This is a genomic window from Bacillus sp. FJAT-49711, from assembly GCF_018343715.1.
GTDB lineage: Bacteria > Bacillota > Bacilli > Bacillales > Bacillaceae_C > Lederbergia.
Map to the genome: position 1 here is coordinate 91,248 of NZ_JAGYPL010000006.1, position 14,842 is coordinate 106,089.

The 14,842-nt window shown below is 37.1% G+C and carries 17 protein-coding genes and 1 pseudogene; 12 read left to right on the top strand and 6 right to left on the bottom strand.

Going from position 1 to position 14,842, the window contains the following annotated elements; translation table 11 throughout:
• Positions 1-23 precede the first annotated feature (23 nt).
• On the bottom strand, positions 24-1,091 hold the full coding sequence (locus tag KHA96_RS21405; RefSeq protein ID WP_213131379.1) for an NAD(P)/FAD-dependent oxidoreductase: 1,068 nt from the start codon (positions 1,089-1,091) through the stop codon (positions 24-26).
• Positions 1,092-1,434: 343 nt separating this feature from the next.
• Here KHA96_RS21405 and KHA96_RS21410 point away from each other — a divergent pair, with 343 nt between their 5' ends.
• Together KHA96_RS21410 and KHA96_RS21415 are read left to right on the top strand one after the other, a co-directional pair.
• Complete coding sequence (locus tag KHA96_RS21410; protein WP_213131380.1) at positions 1,435-1,671, top strand: YuzB family protein; 237 nt, start codon at positions 1,435-1,437, stop codon at positions 1,669-1,671.
• 73 nt (positions 1,672-1,744) lie between these two features.
• Positions 1,745-2,107: a HesB/IscA family protein gene (locus KHA96_RS21415; RefSeq protein WP_213131381.1), complete on the top strand. Its 363-nt coding sequence runs from the start codon at positions 1,745-1,747 to the stop codon at positions 2,105-2,107.
• A 191-nt stretch (positions 2,108-2,298) separates the two neighbouring features.
• Here the strand turns inward: KHA96_RS21415 and KHA96_RS21420 are convergent, their stop codons facing one another.
• Entirely contained in the window at positions 2,299-3,297 is a 999-nt protein-coding gene (locus KHA96_RS21420) for an NAD(P)/FAD-dependent oxidoreductase (RefSeq protein ID WP_213131382.1), read from the bottom strand.
• Positions 3,298-3,641: 344 nt separating this feature from the next.
• Between KHA96_RS21420 and KHA96_RS21425 the strand changes: the two genes are divergently transcribed.
• The 3 genes from KHA96_RS21425 (at position 3,642) to KHA96_RS21435 (ending at position 6,438) form a co-directional block, all read left to right on the top strand.
• Complete coding sequence (locus tag KHA96_RS21425; protein WP_213131383.1) at positions 3,642-4,859, top strand: NAD(P)/FAD-dependent oxidoreductase; 1,218 nt, start codon at positions 3,642-3,644, stop codon at positions 4,857-4,859.
• A 337-nt stretch (positions 4,860-5,196) separates the two neighbouring features.
• Positions 5,197-5,517, top strand: coding sequence for a YuiB family protein (locus tag KHA96_RS21430; protein WP_213131384.1), 321 nt, complete (start codon positions 5,197-5,199; stop codon positions 5,515-5,517).
• Between the two features lie 225 nt (positions 5,518-5,742).
• Entirely contained in the window at positions 5,743-6,438 is a 696-nt protein-coding gene (locus KHA96_RS21435) for a 3D domain-containing protein (RefSeq protein WP_213131385.1), read from the top strand.
• Positions 6,439-6,705: 267 nt separating this feature from the next.
• Here KHA96_RS21435 and KHA96_RS21440 read toward each other — a convergent pair whose 3' ends face one another.
• Entirely contained in the window at positions 6,706-7,197 is a 492-nt protein-coding gene (locus KHA96_RS21440; RefSeq protein ID WP_213131386.1) for a divergent PAP2 family protein, read from the bottom strand.
• A gap of 148 nt (positions 7,198-7,345) precedes the next feature.
• Here KHA96_RS21440 and KHA96_RS21445 point away from each other — a divergent pair, with 148 nt between their 5' ends.
• The 5 genes from KHA96_RS21445 to KHA96_RS21465 all read left to right on the top strand — a co-directional run bounded on the left by KHA96_RS21445 (position 7,346) and on the right by KHA96_RS21465 (position 11,102).
• On the top strand, positions 7,346-8,851 hold the full coding sequence (locus KHA96_RS21445; RefSeq protein WP_213131387.1) for a leucyl aminopeptidase: 1,506 nt from the start codon (positions 7,346-7,348) through the stop codon (positions 8,849-8,851).
• A gap of 96 nt (positions 8,852-8,947) precedes the next feature.
• Positions 8,948-9,241: a hypothetical protein gene (locus KHA96_RS21450; protein ID WP_213131388.1), complete on the top strand. Its 294-nt coding sequence runs from the start codon at positions 8,948-8,950 to the stop codon at positions 9,239-9,241.
• A gap of 127 nt (positions 9,242-9,368) precedes the next feature.
• Complete coding sequence (locus KHA96_RS21455; RefSeq protein WP_213131389.1) at positions 9,369-9,752, top strand: hotdog fold thioesterase; 384 nt, start codon at positions 9,369-9,371, stop codon at positions 9,750-9,752.
• Between the two features lie 65 nt (positions 9,753-9,817).
• On the top strand, positions 9,818-10,183 hold the full coding sequence (locus tag KHA96_RS21460) for a DUF2188 domain-containing protein (protein ID WP_213131390.1): 366 nt from the start codon (positions 9,818-9,820) through the stop codon (positions 10,181-10,183).
• 28 nt (positions 10,184-10,211) lie between these two features.
• Positions 10,212-11,102, top strand: a complete 891-nt coding sequence (locus KHA96_RS21465) for an aminoglycoside phosphotransferase family protein (protein WP_213131391.1) — start codon at positions 10,212-10,214, stop codon at positions 11,100-11,102.
• A 242-nt stretch (positions 11,103-11,344) separates the two neighbouring features.
• Here KHA96_RS21465 and KHA96_RS21470 read toward each other — a convergent pair whose 3' ends face one another.
• A complete protein-coding gene (locus KHA96_RS21470; RefSeq protein ID WP_213131436.1) occupies positions 11,345-12,553 on the bottom strand; it encodes an MFS transporter in 1,209 nt (402 codons plus the stop codon).
• A 131-nt stretch (positions 12,554-12,684) separates the two neighbouring features.
• The gene (kapB, locus tag KHA96_RS21475; protein WP_213131392.1) at positions 12,685-13,077 is read right to left on the bottom strand and encodes a kinase-associated lipoprotein KapB; all 393 of its coding nucleotides are present in this window, start codon (positions 13,075-13,077) and stop codon (positions 12,685-12,687) included.
• Between the two features lie 265 nt (positions 13,078-13,342).
• Here kapB and KHA96_RS21480 point away from each other — a divergent pair, with 265 nt between their 5' ends.
• The gene (locus KHA96_RS21480; RefSeq protein ID WP_213131393.1) at positions 13,343-14,080 is read left to right on the top strand and encodes a peptidylprolyl isomerase; all 738 of its coding nucleotides are present in this window, start codon (positions 13,343-13,345) and stop codon (positions 14,078-14,080) included.
• Between the two features lie 93 nt (positions 14,081-14,173).
• On the top strand, positions 14,174-14,428 hold the full coding sequence (locus tag KHA96_RS21485) for a hypothetical protein (protein WP_349305824.1): 255 nt from the start codon (positions 14,174-14,176) through the stop codon (positions 14,426-14,428).
• A 37-nt stretch (positions 14,429-14,465) separates the two neighbouring features.
• Here the strand turns inward: KHA96_RS21485 and KHA96_RS21490 are convergent.
• Positions 14,466-14,762, bottom strand: a pseudogene (locus tag KHA96_RS21490) (IS3 family transposase); the annotation flags it as partial.
• Positions 14,763-14,842: the final 80 nt, after the last annotated feature.

Genomic DNA, 14,842 nt, shown 5'->3' on the forward strand with positions numbered 1-14,842 from the left:
TAGCAGGGTACTCAAGTGTTTCCTTACCCTTTATGAAATTTATACATCCACAGGACACCAGATTTAAGAATTCTAGCTATTCTTCCTGTTATAGCGCGATCTGCCATTAAGCCAAATCCTTGTTTTTTCCCTAAGGAACCAAGAACACCCTTCAATTTAATGGTAGGCATTTCCTCTGGGAGATCTTTTCCTTCCCAACGCTTAGTAAGAATTGTCACGATTTGCTCAGCTTGTCCTTCTGCTAGTTGTGCACTAGGAGCATATGGTAAGCTCGCACAATCTCCCACCACATATATATTTTCGCGATTAGGGATATTATGATATTTTGTTAATGTGACTCTGCCTTGCTTATCCTTTTCAACATCCAATTCTCGAACAAGTTTATTAGGCTGGATCCCCGCAGTCCAGACAATTACATCGGTAGAAATGGGTTCATCGTTGTTAAACAATAACTGATCTTCTACCTTAGTAATATTCGCTTCGTTGATGACATCGACACCATTCATATTAAACCAATTTTGTACATAACGGCTAATTCTTTCGGGAAAAGAAGAAAGAATCGTTTTACCGCGGTCAAATAATTTAATAATTAAGTCGGGACGGCTTTCCCGGAGTTCACTCGCAAGCTCAATACCGCTTAAGCCACCACCCACAATGCTGACAATTGAGTTGGCTGGTAGATTATTGAGTTTTTGATATGTATCTCGTGCTTTTCCGATCGTTTGAATACTATAGGTATACGTATCTGCTCCAGGAATATTGTGGAATTTATCTTCGCAACCTAGTCCGATAATCAATTCATCAAAAGGAATAGGATCTGAATTAGATAGAATAATTTCTTTTTGTTCCAAGTTTATATTTGTTACTTCACCATATAAAATATTTAAGTTTGGATGCTCTGGAAAAGCTACTCGCACTTCTTGGTCTGAAATGGTCCCTGCTGCTAGAGCATAATACTCAGTTTTTAAGGAGTGATATGGAACTCGGTCAATTAATGTAATGGTCACATCGTTCGGCAGATGATTTGGCAGTAATTCACGCAGGACACGCATGTTTCCGTATCCTCCACCGAGCAATACTAATTTTTTCATGAAAAATATCTCCTTTTTGCCGTCTACTTGAAGAAAAATGTTGATAATGATAACACATTGATATTAATCCCACGTAAAAGTATAGCTGATTCCTATTTTATATACAACAATCGAATAAGGGTTAAGGTGGTATAACTGGATTTTATTAAAGTATTTCAACCTTAATATTATATACGTACCCTTTGACTATAAAGGTCTAAACAGGTAGGATTGTACTTGTATTGTTTAGCTTTAACGCCTAACGACTAGCAAACTTGCAGCTTCTTTCTGCGATAAGGAAAAAGTTTAAAAAGTTTACATGTCGCTAAACGGGCGTTGGCGCTTTTCTTAAGAGGTGATCTCTATGAATCCAATTATCGAGTTTTGTATTAGCAATTTAGGCAGTGGGGGATATGAAGCTTTGCAGCTATTAGAGGAAGATCCAAACTTAGATATTATCGAGTATGGCTGTCTTGACCATTGTGATTTATGTGCGGAAAGTTTATATGCACTTGTTAACGGTGAAGTTGTAACAGGGGAGACACCTGAAATGCTTGTTAAAGCCATTTATCAATATATTGAAGAAAATCCAATGTTTTAATATGACTCATCAGTTGAGAATGAGCCATTTCAAGTATATACTTAATATATATGTAAATGGAAGGAGTGCACATATGAGTACAACCATAACATTAACAGAAGCCGCAGCTCTACAAATTAAAGATATGATGAAACACAATGGGGAAGAAGATGCTTATTTTCGATTTTCCATTAATGGTGGTGGCTGTAGCGGCTTATCATACGGCATGAGTTTAGACCACGAAAAATCAGACACCGACACATTTTTCGAGCAGTTTGGTATTCCTGTTGTCATAGATGAAGAAAGCGCGCCGTTATTGACTGGAACGGTCATCGACTATAAGCAAAGCTTAATGGGTGGCGGATTCACTATTGATAACCCAAATGCCCTTGTTTCTTGCGGATGCGGTTCATCTTTCCGCACTGCGAAAGTTGAAGGTACGCCTGAGAAATGTTAAGACATTTTTTTTAAAAAAGAGCCAGAGGAATTGAAGCCTCGGCTCTTTTCTTTTTCTATAGTAACGTACTCTAATGCTAGTATAAGTAAAGCCAATACGGCACCCACTTGCTCGCAACTGGACGTTAAGCCTTACACCCATCGTGGCTCAAACTGTTTCCATTAAATTAATCGATGATCCAGAAGCTTGTGTTACTGTTCAAACAAAGACGTACTATGCATTGGCTGCAAGCGTGCTTTCGGATCTAAATATGCTTTTGCATTGCTTACGGCAGTAGGAGCTTCGCCAAAACCGGTTGCGATTAATTTTACCTTTCCAGGATATGTTGTAATATCTCCTGCAGCGTATATACCTGGAATGTTTGTTTCCATCCTACTATTAACGACGATAGAATTTTTTTCAATTTCGAGACCCCAGTCCTTGATTGGCCCTAACGATGAAACAAATCCATAATTTACGATTAAAGAGTCAAGTTCTACTGAAACTTTTTTATCTCCTTTTACTTCTTCCAATAATAGTTCCCTAATTGCTTCTCCATCACAATTAAGATCAGATGCGACAAAAGGAGTTAAAATTTCCACTTTAGAATTCATCAATTGAACGACACTGCTTTCATGAGCACGGAACTTATCTCTACGGTGGATCAACGTGACTTTTTCTGCAATTGGTTCAAGCATTAACGCCCAGTCAACAGCTGAATCGCCGCCTCCAAGAATAGCGACTTTTTGGCCGGCAAACTTTTGCATATCGTCAATAAAGTAATGAAGGTTTCTTCCTTCGTATTGTAAAGCCGGCTCTATTTCAAGTCGACGCGGCTGAAAAGCACCGATGCCAGCAGTGATGATAATTGTTTTGGAATAGTGGATTTCTTCATCAGAAGTAAGTTTAAACGTTCCATCTTCTAATTTTTCTACACCTTTAATAGCTTGTCCAAGGCACACAGTCGGAGAAAACATAGACATTTGTTGTGTTAAATTATTCACTAATTCCTGGGCTTTTACTTTTGGAAAACCCGCAACATCATATATATACTTTTCAGGATAAAGGGTAGCAAGCTGACCGCCAAGCTGTGGGAGGCTTTCAATAATTTTCACACTGGCATCTCTCATGCCTCCGTAAAATGCGGTAAACAGACCTGTTGGACCTCCTCCTAAAATGGTAATATCATATATTTTTTGATCTTCTTTCAAAGAAAATCCCTCCCATAATACTTGAAAAATTCATCTTACACATCATATCACATACGAGCGAATCTTACATAATGCTATTAATTTTGTGCATATTAAGTAAATAAAATAATATAAAACAAAAGATTAGGTTTTCGAATATTACCAATTTTCGTTCTTTTTCAATATTGCTTGAAAAAGAAGTAGAAAAGCATATAATGTAAAGGAGATGTTAATAATTTATGACATTTTTCTGGCTTTTTTTTTGCTTTGTACGTGAATTGAATCACATTAGGCACTTATAACATTTTATTATAAACTCTCGTACAAACTAATAATAATACGTAGTAAAGGTGGAAGTGTATATTATGAAGAGGCCCAAGATCGTTGTATTAGGTGCTGGTTACGGGGGATTAATGACAGTAACCCGTCTGCAAAAACAGCTTGGTAATAACGAAGCTGACATCGTTTTAGTTAACAAAAATGATTACCACTACGAAACTACATGGCTACATGAAGCTTCTGCAGGTACACTTCATCATGACCGTGTTCGCTATGATGTTAAAGATGTTATCGATCGAAGCAAAGTTGATTTTGTACAAGCTACCGCTTTAAAAGTCGACCATCAAGCAAAAAAAGTAATCCTAGATAATGGTGAGCTTGATTATGATTATTTAGTCGTTGCTCTTGGTGGTGCTTCAGAGACTTTCGGCATTAAAGGTTTGGACAAATATGCATTCTCGATTGTAAATGTAAATGCAGCTCGTCAAATTCGTGAACACATTGAATATCAATTTGCCACATATAAGGCAGAAGAGGTAAAAAACCCTAATCGTTTAACAATCGTTGTGGGTGGTGCTGGTTTTACAGGCATTGAATTTTTAGGTGAATTAGGCAACAGAATTCCAAAACTGTGCAAAGAATATGATATCGATCAAAAATTAGTAAGAGTTGTATGTGTTGAAGCAGCACCGAGTGCTCTACCTGGATTTGATCCAGAATTAGTTAAATATGCGATGGCTCACTTAGAGAAAAAGGGCATCGAATTTATGATTGGTACCGCAATTAAGGAAGCAACTCCTGAAGGAATTATTGTAGCAAAAGGTGAAGAAGAAACGGAAGAGATTAAAGCTGAAACCGTTATCTGGGCAGCGGGTGTTCGTGGAAACCCAATTATTGAAGCTTCTGAATTTGAAAATATGCGTGGTCGGGTAAAAGTAGATCCTGATTTACGTGCACCTGGACTTACCGATGTTTTTGTCATTGGTGACTGCTCCTTAGTTATTAATGAAGAAATTAATCGTCCATATCCTCCAACAGCTCAAATTGCTATGCAACAAGGTGAATTAGTGGCAAGCAATATTGCAAAGTTGGTTAAAGGGAATACTCATTTGAATTCATTTACTTTTGATAATAAAGGTACTGTTTGTTCTCTTGGTCATGATGATGCTATTGGAGTAGTATTCGGAAAGAAAATTACAGGTTCTAAAGCATCATTTATGAAAAAGATGATCGACAACCGAGCGTTGCTTATGATTGGCGGAGTTCCGCTTACGATGAAAAAAGGGAAGTTTAACTTTTTTTAAGCATTATTAAAGGAAAGGGCGGAATCTTATATCGATTTCGCCTTTTTTGTTTTTGAGAGACATTTTTTGGTGCAAGCCAGCTTGAGCACTAATCGACTAGTAAGCTTCAAACGATAAGTTATCATCTGTTGGTTCTTTACTGTATTTTCTTAATCTCAGTCAAAGCCGAGAAAGGAATGTTGACTAAGACCACCACATCCTTATGCCTTCGTCAATGGACGTCAATAAGACGCATCCACTTTTGTTTTGTTCATTAAATTGTCTTAATTATGACGATTGACGCTCCTACCTTCATCTAGTAGACTTAGAAATAGTGTAAATCAAGGGGGATTTATCCATGTCAATAATTCCAATATTACTAGTATCCATGCTGTTGTTTTTTGTCTTATTTTTTGGTATTGGATTTTTATTAAATATGTTGCTGCGAATGACATGGATCATGGCGGTTATATATCCAATCATTGCAATATTAATCATAAACAAGGCAGATTTTAGTGAGTACTTTACGAACACTAGTGCATCTTTTTCAAGTTTAGGAAAAAGCATATCTACACTTGCACCATTTGATATCGCCATCTTAGTGAGTGGATTGTTAGGTGCCATTAGTTCGGGAGTAACAATGCGAGTACTTCGTGCCAAAGGCTATAGAATGTTTTAAGGACTTTCTCATATGGAAGTCTTTTTATTTTGTTTAGAAAATGGTAAATGAATACCTGATCTAGAATAGTTTATGTCTAGATGAGTGCTTAGAAAACTTCAGACTTATCATTACAATTAATCATCTTTATCGTTGTTCTACAATTTTTATTTTTCAGTATTTTATAAACTAGAGGAATAATTCCTCTCAAAATGGGAAAGTAATATTTTTGAGAGGAGTGTATAAATGTTATACTTTAAACAAATAAGTAAAAGAATGATGATGGTTTTACTATTAATTGGAGCGTTGTTTGCAACATTTGAATCTATTACGGGTATGAATGCAAGGACATTAGTAGCATCGGCTGCTCCAAATGTGATTACAGAATTTGAAAAAAAGTTTTTTGTGATCCCCCACATAACAGAAAGAAGATATTCATTAAAAAATATGTATAACGCGTTAGAGGAACAAATTACATATAAGGTAAGTTCCGCTAAAACTAGTGAACCAAAATCATTGGAAAATGAAGATTGGTCTCAATTTCCTACTATGGAAGTTGTAGCAACAGGCTATACAGCAGGTGTGGAGTCAACTGGGAAAAAACCAGGTCACCCACTCTATGGTATAACGTATTCAGGAGTAAAAGTTAAACGAGATTTATATTCAACGATTGCAGCGGATACAAGTGTTTTTCCTCTTGGTACCATTTTATATATTCCAGACTACGGTTATGGAGTGGTGGCAGACACTGGATCAGCCATTAAAGGGAATACGATTGATTTATATTATGAAACCGTAGATGATGTGTATAAAAAGTGGGGGAAACGAAAACTTGAAGTATACATCATTCAAAAAGGAAATGGTAAATTAACAGAAAAAGATTTGACCACATTAAATGAAAATGAAACAATGCAGGTGTTTCGTCAAAGGTTTCTAAAATAAATGAAAAAGAAGCGGATTATGTAAACCCGCTTCTTTTCTTATGATTTTAGGAAATTATAAACTGGAAGTATTGTGGGTAACTTTTTCGCAAATAGTTTCAGGGTCCTACTGCAGCACTAGTAAACTTCTGTCAGATAAATCAACACCCGACATCGGCTAGATTCTTCGCCGTGTTTCCAATATCTCAGTCAGAGGACATCGACTCAGACTGCCGCATCTTTATGTCTTCGTCGGCGGGCCGCTTTTGCACGTCGACGAATTTTGTTCTTAAAAAACACCTAGTAATTTATGAAGGGCTAATGCCCAAACAATTCCTGTTAGTCCACCAAAAAATACTTCAACAGGTTTATGCCCTAATAATTCTTTTAATTTTATAAATTCCATTTGTTTTTCTTTATGTGTTTTTCCTTGCCAAACATGTATATCTGAGATCATTTTTTGAAAGTCTACGGAAAGTCTATTAAGTACGGCTGCCTGTTCTCCAGCTTGTCTTCTGACTCCCGTTGCATCAAACATGACGATGATGGCAAATATAGCTGATACTGCAAAAAGAGTTGAACCTAATCCTGCATCAAGTGCAACACTTGTTGTTAATGCTGTCACTCCTGCTGAATGGGAACTTGGCATTCCACCTGTTGAGGTTATAAGTGTCCAATCTGCCTTTTTAGTCATAATAAAATGCAAGGGCACTTTAATAAATTGTGCAAAGAATATGGCGGTAAGTGCAGCCCAGAAGGGAAAATTATGCAGGAACTCCATTCAAAACATCCTTTCACATTGAAGCAATTGACGGTTCCATTTATAATACCACATTATAATAAAAGAAATCATGTTTAATTTCGCTAATAAACTTCGTTAGTCGAAATATACTTGCATATCATTTATAATTTTATTTGAGGTGAATGGGATGTTCAAAATAACAAATGAGAATCCATTTAAAAGTAAGGAAGAATGTTTAATTGTTGGGCTTTTTGAAAAACCAGAAAAGTTTACGGGGATACTCGAAAGTTTAGATGGAATATATGATGGAGAATTAACGAAACTTGTAAAGTCGGGTGACATATCGGCAAAATATAAATCACTTTCTGTCATTCATGGTTTAGGAAAATCTCAAGTGAAACGTATTATATTTGTCGGTCTTGGCAAGGAAAAAGAATTAAGCTTACATTCATTGAAGGAAGCATATGGTGCAGCAAGTAAAAAAGCGGCAAGCATGCGCCTTAGAAAGTTGGCATTAGCTCTTGATACATTCGTTTCTTCTAAAATTACAGCCGAAGATGCCGCGCTTGTGTTTTGTGAAGCATACATATTATCGACTTATCAATTTCAAGGGTATAAACAAAAATCAAACGAACCGGAAATCAATATTGAGATAATTGAGATTTTTACTGATGCTGATATTGAAGAAATTGAATTTGCTGCAGAAGTAGGCAGCGCATACGGTAAAGGGACCAATTCAGCTAGAACGCTTGTTAATTTGCCCGGTAACATGCTAAAGGCTTGTGATCTTGCAGAATATGCAAAAGAGTTGGGGCAAACTCATTCATTTGAAGTAGAAATATTAACTAAATCCGAAATTGAAAAGCTTGGTATGGGGGCTTTTTTAGCAGTAAATCAAGGTTCTACTGAGCCGCCTTTTATGATTGTCTTAAAATATCAAGGAAAAGATGACTGGAATGATGTTATTGGCCTTGTTGGAAAGGGGATTACGTTTGATACAGGCGGTTACTCATTGAAGCCAAAAGATGGTATTGTCGGGATGAAGATGGATATGGGAGGTGCGGCTTCCGTATTAGGGGCAATGGAAATAATCGGAAGACTGCGTCCAAAACAAAACGTAGTAGCTGTCATCCCAGCAACAGACAATATGGTAAGTGGAAATGCGTTCAAACCGGACGATGTGATCATTTCCTTAAGTGGAAAAACGATTGAAGTCCTTAATACGGATGCTGAAGGCAGACTCGTTCTCGCAGATGCCGTTACATACGCTAAACATCAAGGAGCAAACTATTTAGTAGATGTAGCAACCCTTACAGGGGGAGTTATAGTAGCACTCGGTTTAGATAAAACAGGAGCTCTCACAAATGATGAGGAATTATTTGAAAAGGTATTAGAAGCTTCTTATGAGGCAGGGGAATTCATTTGGCGCCTACCTTATACAGAAAAAGATAAAGAAAGAGTACGCAATAGTAAGGTGGCTGATCTAAATAATTCTCCAGGACGTGAAGGGCATGCTATTATGGGCGGTGCTTTTATTGGAGAGTTTGCAGAAGCGACTCCATGGGTGCACCTCGATATAGCTGGCACTGCGACTACAAAGAGCGATTATGATTTAGGTCCTGCCGGGGCTACTGGAGTAATGGCACGAACGCTGGCATTGCTAGTTGAGAATTTTGATTTTGAAAAAGAATAACGATGTAATTTCTTAATTGCCCATGCCATATAGTCCCTTGTCGCATAAACAGATATAGAAGGGCATTTGTTTAGAGACAAAGGAGGTTGCTAATAAATGATGTATTATCGCGGCCCCGTACCTTATGCTGATAGTCGCTTTTTTTGGGGATTTGGCGCCCCTCTAGTTGGAGGCTTTTTTGGAGGCTTGATAGGTGGAGGAATTGCCGGAGGACTTGTCAGTGCATTTACCCGTCCTCGTCCAATTATAGCTTATCCGCCGATGGCACCATATGGATACGGAGCAGTGCCGCCCCCAGGGCCATATGGATACGGAGCAGCGCCAGCCCAAGCACCTTATGGCTATGGAGGTAATGTAGGCACTGGAGGATATTCTCCATATAATTATTAAGGAAAACGTGTAGCTGTTTAGCACACTAATACGAAGGGCTCTCCGATTATAAAAGGAGAGCTTTTTGTTTGAAAAAGGATTCTTAATACTTATATAGAATACTATAAAAGGAAATGGAGTGAAGATGATGGATGAGCAAAGAACTCTTCTTGATGCCTTAGGTATTAATATTGTTGAAGTGACTAAAGGAAAAGTAATAGCTACGATGCTAGTAAATGATCGTACAAGACAGCCATACGGTTATTTACATGGAGGTGCATCAGTGGCTTTAGCAGAAACCGTAGCAAGTGTAGGAGCCGCCGCCATGATTGATGCCGAAAAAGAAATTTGCTTTGGGTTAGAAATCAATGCCAATCATATCCGGTCAAAAAAGAGTGGAATGGTAACTGCCATTGCAGAGATCCTTCATGGCGGTAAAAGCACAATGGTATGGGATATAAAAATAAAGGATGAAGAAGAACAGCTTATTTGCATTTCACGTTGCACCATCGCAATCGTAGCAAAAAGATAATATGTTTTGGTGTAATTTTTTTAGGGAAAGGTATGGTAAAATCGCTATGAAGGAGTGATTGAGACATGCCATGGTCAAAGCATGACTATCCTGTTTCAATGAAAAATTTACCGGATGAAGTTCGCAATAAGGCGATTGAAATTGCAAATGCTCTCGTTGAGGATGACAAAGACGAAGGCAGGGCGATTTCCATCGGCATAGCTCAGGCTAGGAAATATTTTGAAGATGGTCACGATGATAGGACCGAGTACCATGTAATGGGGGATGGAGAAGATTGGGTATTGAAAAGAAAAGATGGCGAGCGAGCAATAAAAAGAGAAGATACGAAAGAAGATTTATTGGAAGAAGCTAAAGAATATGTAAAGGACCATAACGGAGTCTTGTTTGTTCATAATAAGGATGGCGATATATCGCAAAAGCTTTATGATTAATTAAAGCATGGCTCGTCGCTGTTAGGGGATGGATGTTATTATTTTAAACAATAAAAAAGCGATTGATCACAACATTGCTGCATTAAATAATGATCATTTGCTAGATTTTATGATCTTGGATTGGAAAGAATTGAGTGGTGGAACTTCAAGCAATGTTTGGAAGCTAATAGGTGATAACGGCAGATCATATGTATATAAGGGAAATGAAAAGGATGTTGTCATAGAAGAAACACTTTTTTTAAATTCTTATAAACATATTAAAATGTTGCCTGAAATCATATTCATAGATGAAAATCAAGAGTTTTATATATACGAATACATAGAAGGTGAAATAAGGCCTACTTTAAATGATAAAAAATCAAATCTAGAGCTTCTTGTCGATGATCTTATTCTTCATTATGTACCATTTGCTGATAATAAATGGGGATATACATACCAACGATATGATAGTTTCAATGAATTCCTTCTTTCAGAAGTAAACGATGCAAAAAAAACGATTGATACTGTATTAACGATCGAAGATTATGAACTAGTCAAGTCATTGACTGAGACTAGGCAGATTGGCGAAAAACCGTATTTGCTTCATGGGGATTGTGGAGTTCATAACTTTTTGCAAAAAAATAATCGGCTCATTGGCGTTATTGATCCGTTGACACTTGCTGCTCCGCCACTGTTTGAACTTGTTTTTGCTTTTTGTTCTTCACCGGATCAACTAACCTATGACGTCATTTATGAGGCAGCTCGAAAGCTTCCCACTTACAATCAAAGTAGAAAGTATTTAGTGGAGGAAGTACTTATAGGACTTTATCTTCGCATAGAGAGATGCTTATATCATCATCCAGATGATTTAAAAGACTATATAGAGGCATGGACTTATTGGACGGAATTGCATGAAACGGTAAATAAAAAAAGCCAATGAGAGATAAAAGTATCTCACTCATTGGCTTTTTGTGTTTAAGAAAATAGTTTTTTCGACTAGCTCCTGCGCGCAGCGCCAAGCGAACCTTTGTTTCTTCATCCGATACGTCAACATTGGCTCGCTTTATATGTCTATGTCCGGCTACAGGCGCCATTCGCTTTTCGTTACTCACCGTGTTTCCTTTATCCCTTATAGAATCCAAAAACTTTGTACGTCCTTAAACAGGCTCTTCCGCTTTTGTTTTAATAACTCTCTTTAAAATGTTGCTGTTCGTGTTTTATATTCCACCATAAGATTCCAAATGCCAACAAGAATAAACTACCTGTGACATAAAAGACTGATGAGATGCCTGCGTGCCCTGCAACAAATCCCCCTAATGCCGGCCCAATCACATTTCCCAAAAAGCGGAAGCTTTGATTATATCCAAGAATTTCTCCTTGCATATCAAGCGGTGCTTCTATTCGAATATAAGCCGTTATACAAGGGAGCATTCCACCGACAACCATTCCATAAAGGAATCGCAATCCGACTAATTGCCACAATTCTGTTACGAGTGCTTGTGGGACGATTAAGATAGAAGAGAGAACGAGGAGGATAAGTAATACTTTTTCATAGCCAATTGAATCTCCAAGCTTTCCCCATTGACGGGTTAATAATAAATTACCAAAGCCTGTAGCTGAAAAGGCAAGTCCCGATAAAAAAGCAATGCTCGTTGCTTTCGTTAAGTCACTTACGTAAAGAGCAAGCAAAGGCTGAATACTAAAGTTTCCTACTTGAATGATTAAAGCGATGACCATTACCATAACAAGCATTTTTCGATTTAGGATTTGTTTAATAACTGCTTTTTGAGTGCGGGGAATATTAGTTTTACTACCTGTTGGCTGTTTTATTTCTTTGATTCCAAATAATACAACCGTGGTAGCAATCATGACTGATGCTGAAGTGATAATGAAGGTATAATGAAAACCGAAACTATCCGCCATCATTCCTCCAAGCAGTGGTCCAAAAAGACTTCCCGCGACATTTCCCATCTGTAAAGTACCTAATGTTTTTCCTGCTTCACTTTTAGGAGTTTGTTTAGAAATGAGTGCAATAGAGGTTGGAATAAATCCAGTGACAAAGCCCATAATCATTCTTAAAATAAATAGTCCAAAAACACTATTTATAATACCCATGAAAAAAACGGAGGAGGCAATTCCATAGCCTGTAATTAAAAGAATTGGCTTAAAGCCATACTTATCACCAATTCTCCCCCAAAGAGGCGAGACGATAAAAGCACTTAAAAACGTGACACCAAAGACGAGTCCAGACCAACGCTGTATATAATCATGACTAAAATCACCAAGTGTACCAATATATAACGATATAAAAGGAAGAACCATCGTCATACTTGCAGCAATAAGAAAATTGCAAATCCACATAATGAGGAAATTGCGTTTTTCGATACTAATTGAAAACACCTTCTTATTTAGTTTTGAATATTATTTCGACTCCCTAAATAATAGTATAAAGGTTTTTATAATAATTTCAACAGGTCCGTACGGAAATCAAAAAAACAACCCTTTTTTCAAGGGCTGTCTCATTAAAAACGTATGGAGTACAAAAGTTCATATTCTTTTATAACTCCATCTAATGCTTGAAGACTTTTTACACTGTATGCATCTTCAGGCTTAGCTTTAAGTTGAGTCTGCAGCTTTTGTACTGCGGAGATTAACGATTCTTTATAATCAAGAACTTCATCCTCATAGGGTCTGACCATTTTTAGAGGAATGTTTGCCTGTTCACGGAAGGCTAGTGCTTTTCTTTCGTGGAAAAATGGCACATCCGCCTCATTTGGATTATGCAAATCTCCTTGTCTCGGATGAATCAGTACAGCAAGACAGCGAACCGTATATGTATCCTGATTAACAGCTGTAATTTCACCAATATATTTGCCGGTTTTATTAAAAGCCGTAACAATTTGGCCAACTTGCATGTTTAATCCCCTCCCTTTCTTTCCATTATGAAAGAATGATGCATTTTTTTCAAAGTTAAAGAAGGAATCTTGTTTTATTATTGTCCTATTTAATACTTATCTACTTGTAAACTACTTGTCCATTTCTTTTGCGAAAGTTATAGGTGATGACCGCTGCGTCCTTATGTCAAGTCGACAGTACTGATTCCTGCTATCCAGAATGTTGATGAGCAAGGCACTTGCGCTTTTCGAGATTTCCTGTAAAGTAATTTTCGGAGGGCTTTATATGAAGAAATTTCTTTTTTTACTAATGTTTGTTACGATATTGTCTGCGTGCGGCATGAAGTCCCAAGAAATAAAGCTGAATAAGGAAACTGTTACAGGCAGTGATCAATCTGAAAAGAAAGAAGGAGATGCAAAAATGACAGAGCAAGTTGTTTATCCACAATTGTCCACTGAAGTGGCGGAAAATGAAAAATTAGTACAGATGAATACAAATATGGGATCAATCAAAATTAAACTATTCCCTGAACAAGCTCCCAAAACAGTAGAAAACTTTTTAACACATGCAAAAGACGGCTATTACAATGGAATTATTTTTCATCGTGTTATTCAGGACTTCATGATTCAAGGTGGGGACCCGACTGGTACAGGCCGCGGTGGAGAAAGTATTTACGGTGAATCATTTGAAGATGAATTTTCAATGCAATTATTTAACCTTCGTGGAGCCCTTTCGATGGCAAATGCTGGGCCTAATACGAATGGAAGTCAATTTTTTATTGTGCAAAATAGCCAAATGGATCCCCGTGTGAAAAGTCAGTTAGAGAATGCTGGTTTCCCAAAAGAAATCATTGATGCGTATATTGAAAACGGGGGTACTCCTCATCTTGACCATCGCCATACTGTATTTGGACAAGTTGTAGAGGGAATGGATGTTGTGGATAGTATCGCTAATGTAAAAACCGCGCCTGGAGATAAGCCGGTTGAGGATGTAGTAATTGAAAGTATTGATATTATTAAATAATAAGTTATAGCCGTCCGATATGGGCGGCTTTTCACATTATTGTCGACTTTTTCGGAATGGGCATCTTGGTTTTATTAAAAAGACTTTGCTATAATGAAAACAGTAACCATAAAGGAAAGGATGTTTTCCTTGTTTTCAATTTTTAATTCATTTGTATTATATATGCCATTTCTTTATTTCCCTGAGGATAAATCTGAATATATTCCAGCAGGTATTACAATGTCGTTTTTTATTCTCGCGGCCGTACTTACTTTTAGACTCATAAAGAAAATTTCCAAAAAGCAAGAAGCAAAAACAAAAGAATTAGAAGAACAATTAAATCGTGAACATCAGAAAAAGCATCTTTAAATGAAGTGACCCCTAAAAGTTAGACACGGTTATTTCATTAGGCAACTTGCTCAAAATGAGTTCGGTATTGTACGTATTGTACCGGACTCATTTTTAATTTTGCCTTCATCCGTTTCGTATTATAATATTCCATATATTTTTTAAGTTCTTGTTTAAAATGCTCTACACTCTCGAATTCCTTATAGTAGAGGAAATCTGATTTCATAATCCAAAAGAAATTCTCCATCACTAAATTATCCTAACAGTTTCCTTTGCGAGACATACTTTGTTTAATTCCTTTTTCTTGGGGGGCATGACGATATGGTTTCATTTGATAATGCCAACCCTGATCCGATCAATATTTGTTTTAAAGACAAAATCTTTAATCTAAATGGAAAAGAGCCTTTTTGAATAGAATCAGGATAATTCAATTTT

Excerpts from the sequence above, each read along its gene's own strand:
- KHA96_RS21465 (WP_213131391.1), top strand. The coding sequence starts at position 10,212 with ATGGATGTTATTATTTTAAACAATAAAAAAGCGATTGATCACAACATT.
- KHA96_RS21485 (WP_349305824.1), top strand. The coding sequence starts at position 14,174 with ATGAAAACAGTAACCATAAAGGAAAGGATGTTTTCCTTGTTTTCAATT.
- kapB (WP_213131392.1), bottom strand. The coding sequence starts at position 13,077 with ATGCAAGTTGGCCAAATTGTTACGGCTTTTAATAAAACCGGCAAATAT.
- KHA96_RS21425 (WP_213131383.1), top strand. The coding sequence starts at position 3,642 with ATGAAGAGGCCCAAGATCGTTGTATTAGGTGCTGGTTACGGGGGATTA.
- KHA96_RS21440 (WP_213131386.1), bottom strand. The coding sequence starts at position 7,197 with ATGGAGTTCCTGCATAATTTTCCCTTCTGGGCTGCACTTACCGCCATA.
- KHA96_RS21455 (WP_213131389.1), top strand. The coding sequence starts at position 9,369 with ATGGATGAGCAAAGAACTCTTCTTGATGCCTTAGGTATTAATATTGTT.
- KHA96_RS21450 (WP_213131388.1), top strand. The coding sequence starts at position 8,948 with ATGATGTATTATCGCGGCCCCGTACCTTATGCTGATAGTCGCTTTTTT.
- KHA96_RS21410 (WP_213131380.1), top strand. The coding sequence starts at position 1,435 with ATGAATCCAATTATCGAGTTTTGTATTAGCAATTTAGGCAGTGGGGGA.
- KHA96_RS21405 (WP_213131379.1), bottom strand. The coding sequence starts at position 1,091 with ATGAAAAAATTAGTATTGCTCGGTGGAGGATACGGAAACATGCGTGTC.
- KHA96_RS21445 (WP_213131387.1), top strand. The coding sequence starts at position 7,346 with ATGTTCAAAATAACAAATGAGAATCCATTTAAAAGTAAGGAAGAATGT.
- KHA96_RS21480 (WP_213131393.1), top strand. The coding sequence starts at position 13,343 with ATGAAGAAATTTCTTTTTTTACTAATGTTTGTTACGATATTGTCTGCG.
- KHA96_RS21460 (WP_213131390.1), top strand. The coding sequence starts at position 9,818 with ATGCCATGGTCAAAGCATGACTATCCTGTTTCAATGAAAAATTTACCG.
- KHA96_RS21415 (WP_213131381.1), top strand. The coding sequence starts at position 1,745 with ATGAGTACAACCATAACATTAACAGAAGCCGCAGCTCTACAAATTAAA.
- KHA96_RS21435 (WP_213131385.1), top strand. The coding sequence starts at position 5,743 with ATGTTATACTTTAAACAAATAAGTAAAAGAATGATGATGGTTTTACTA.
- KHA96_RS21430 (WP_213131384.1), top strand. The coding sequence starts at position 5,197 with ATGTCAATAATTCCAATATTACTAGTATCCATGCTGTTGTTTTTTGTC.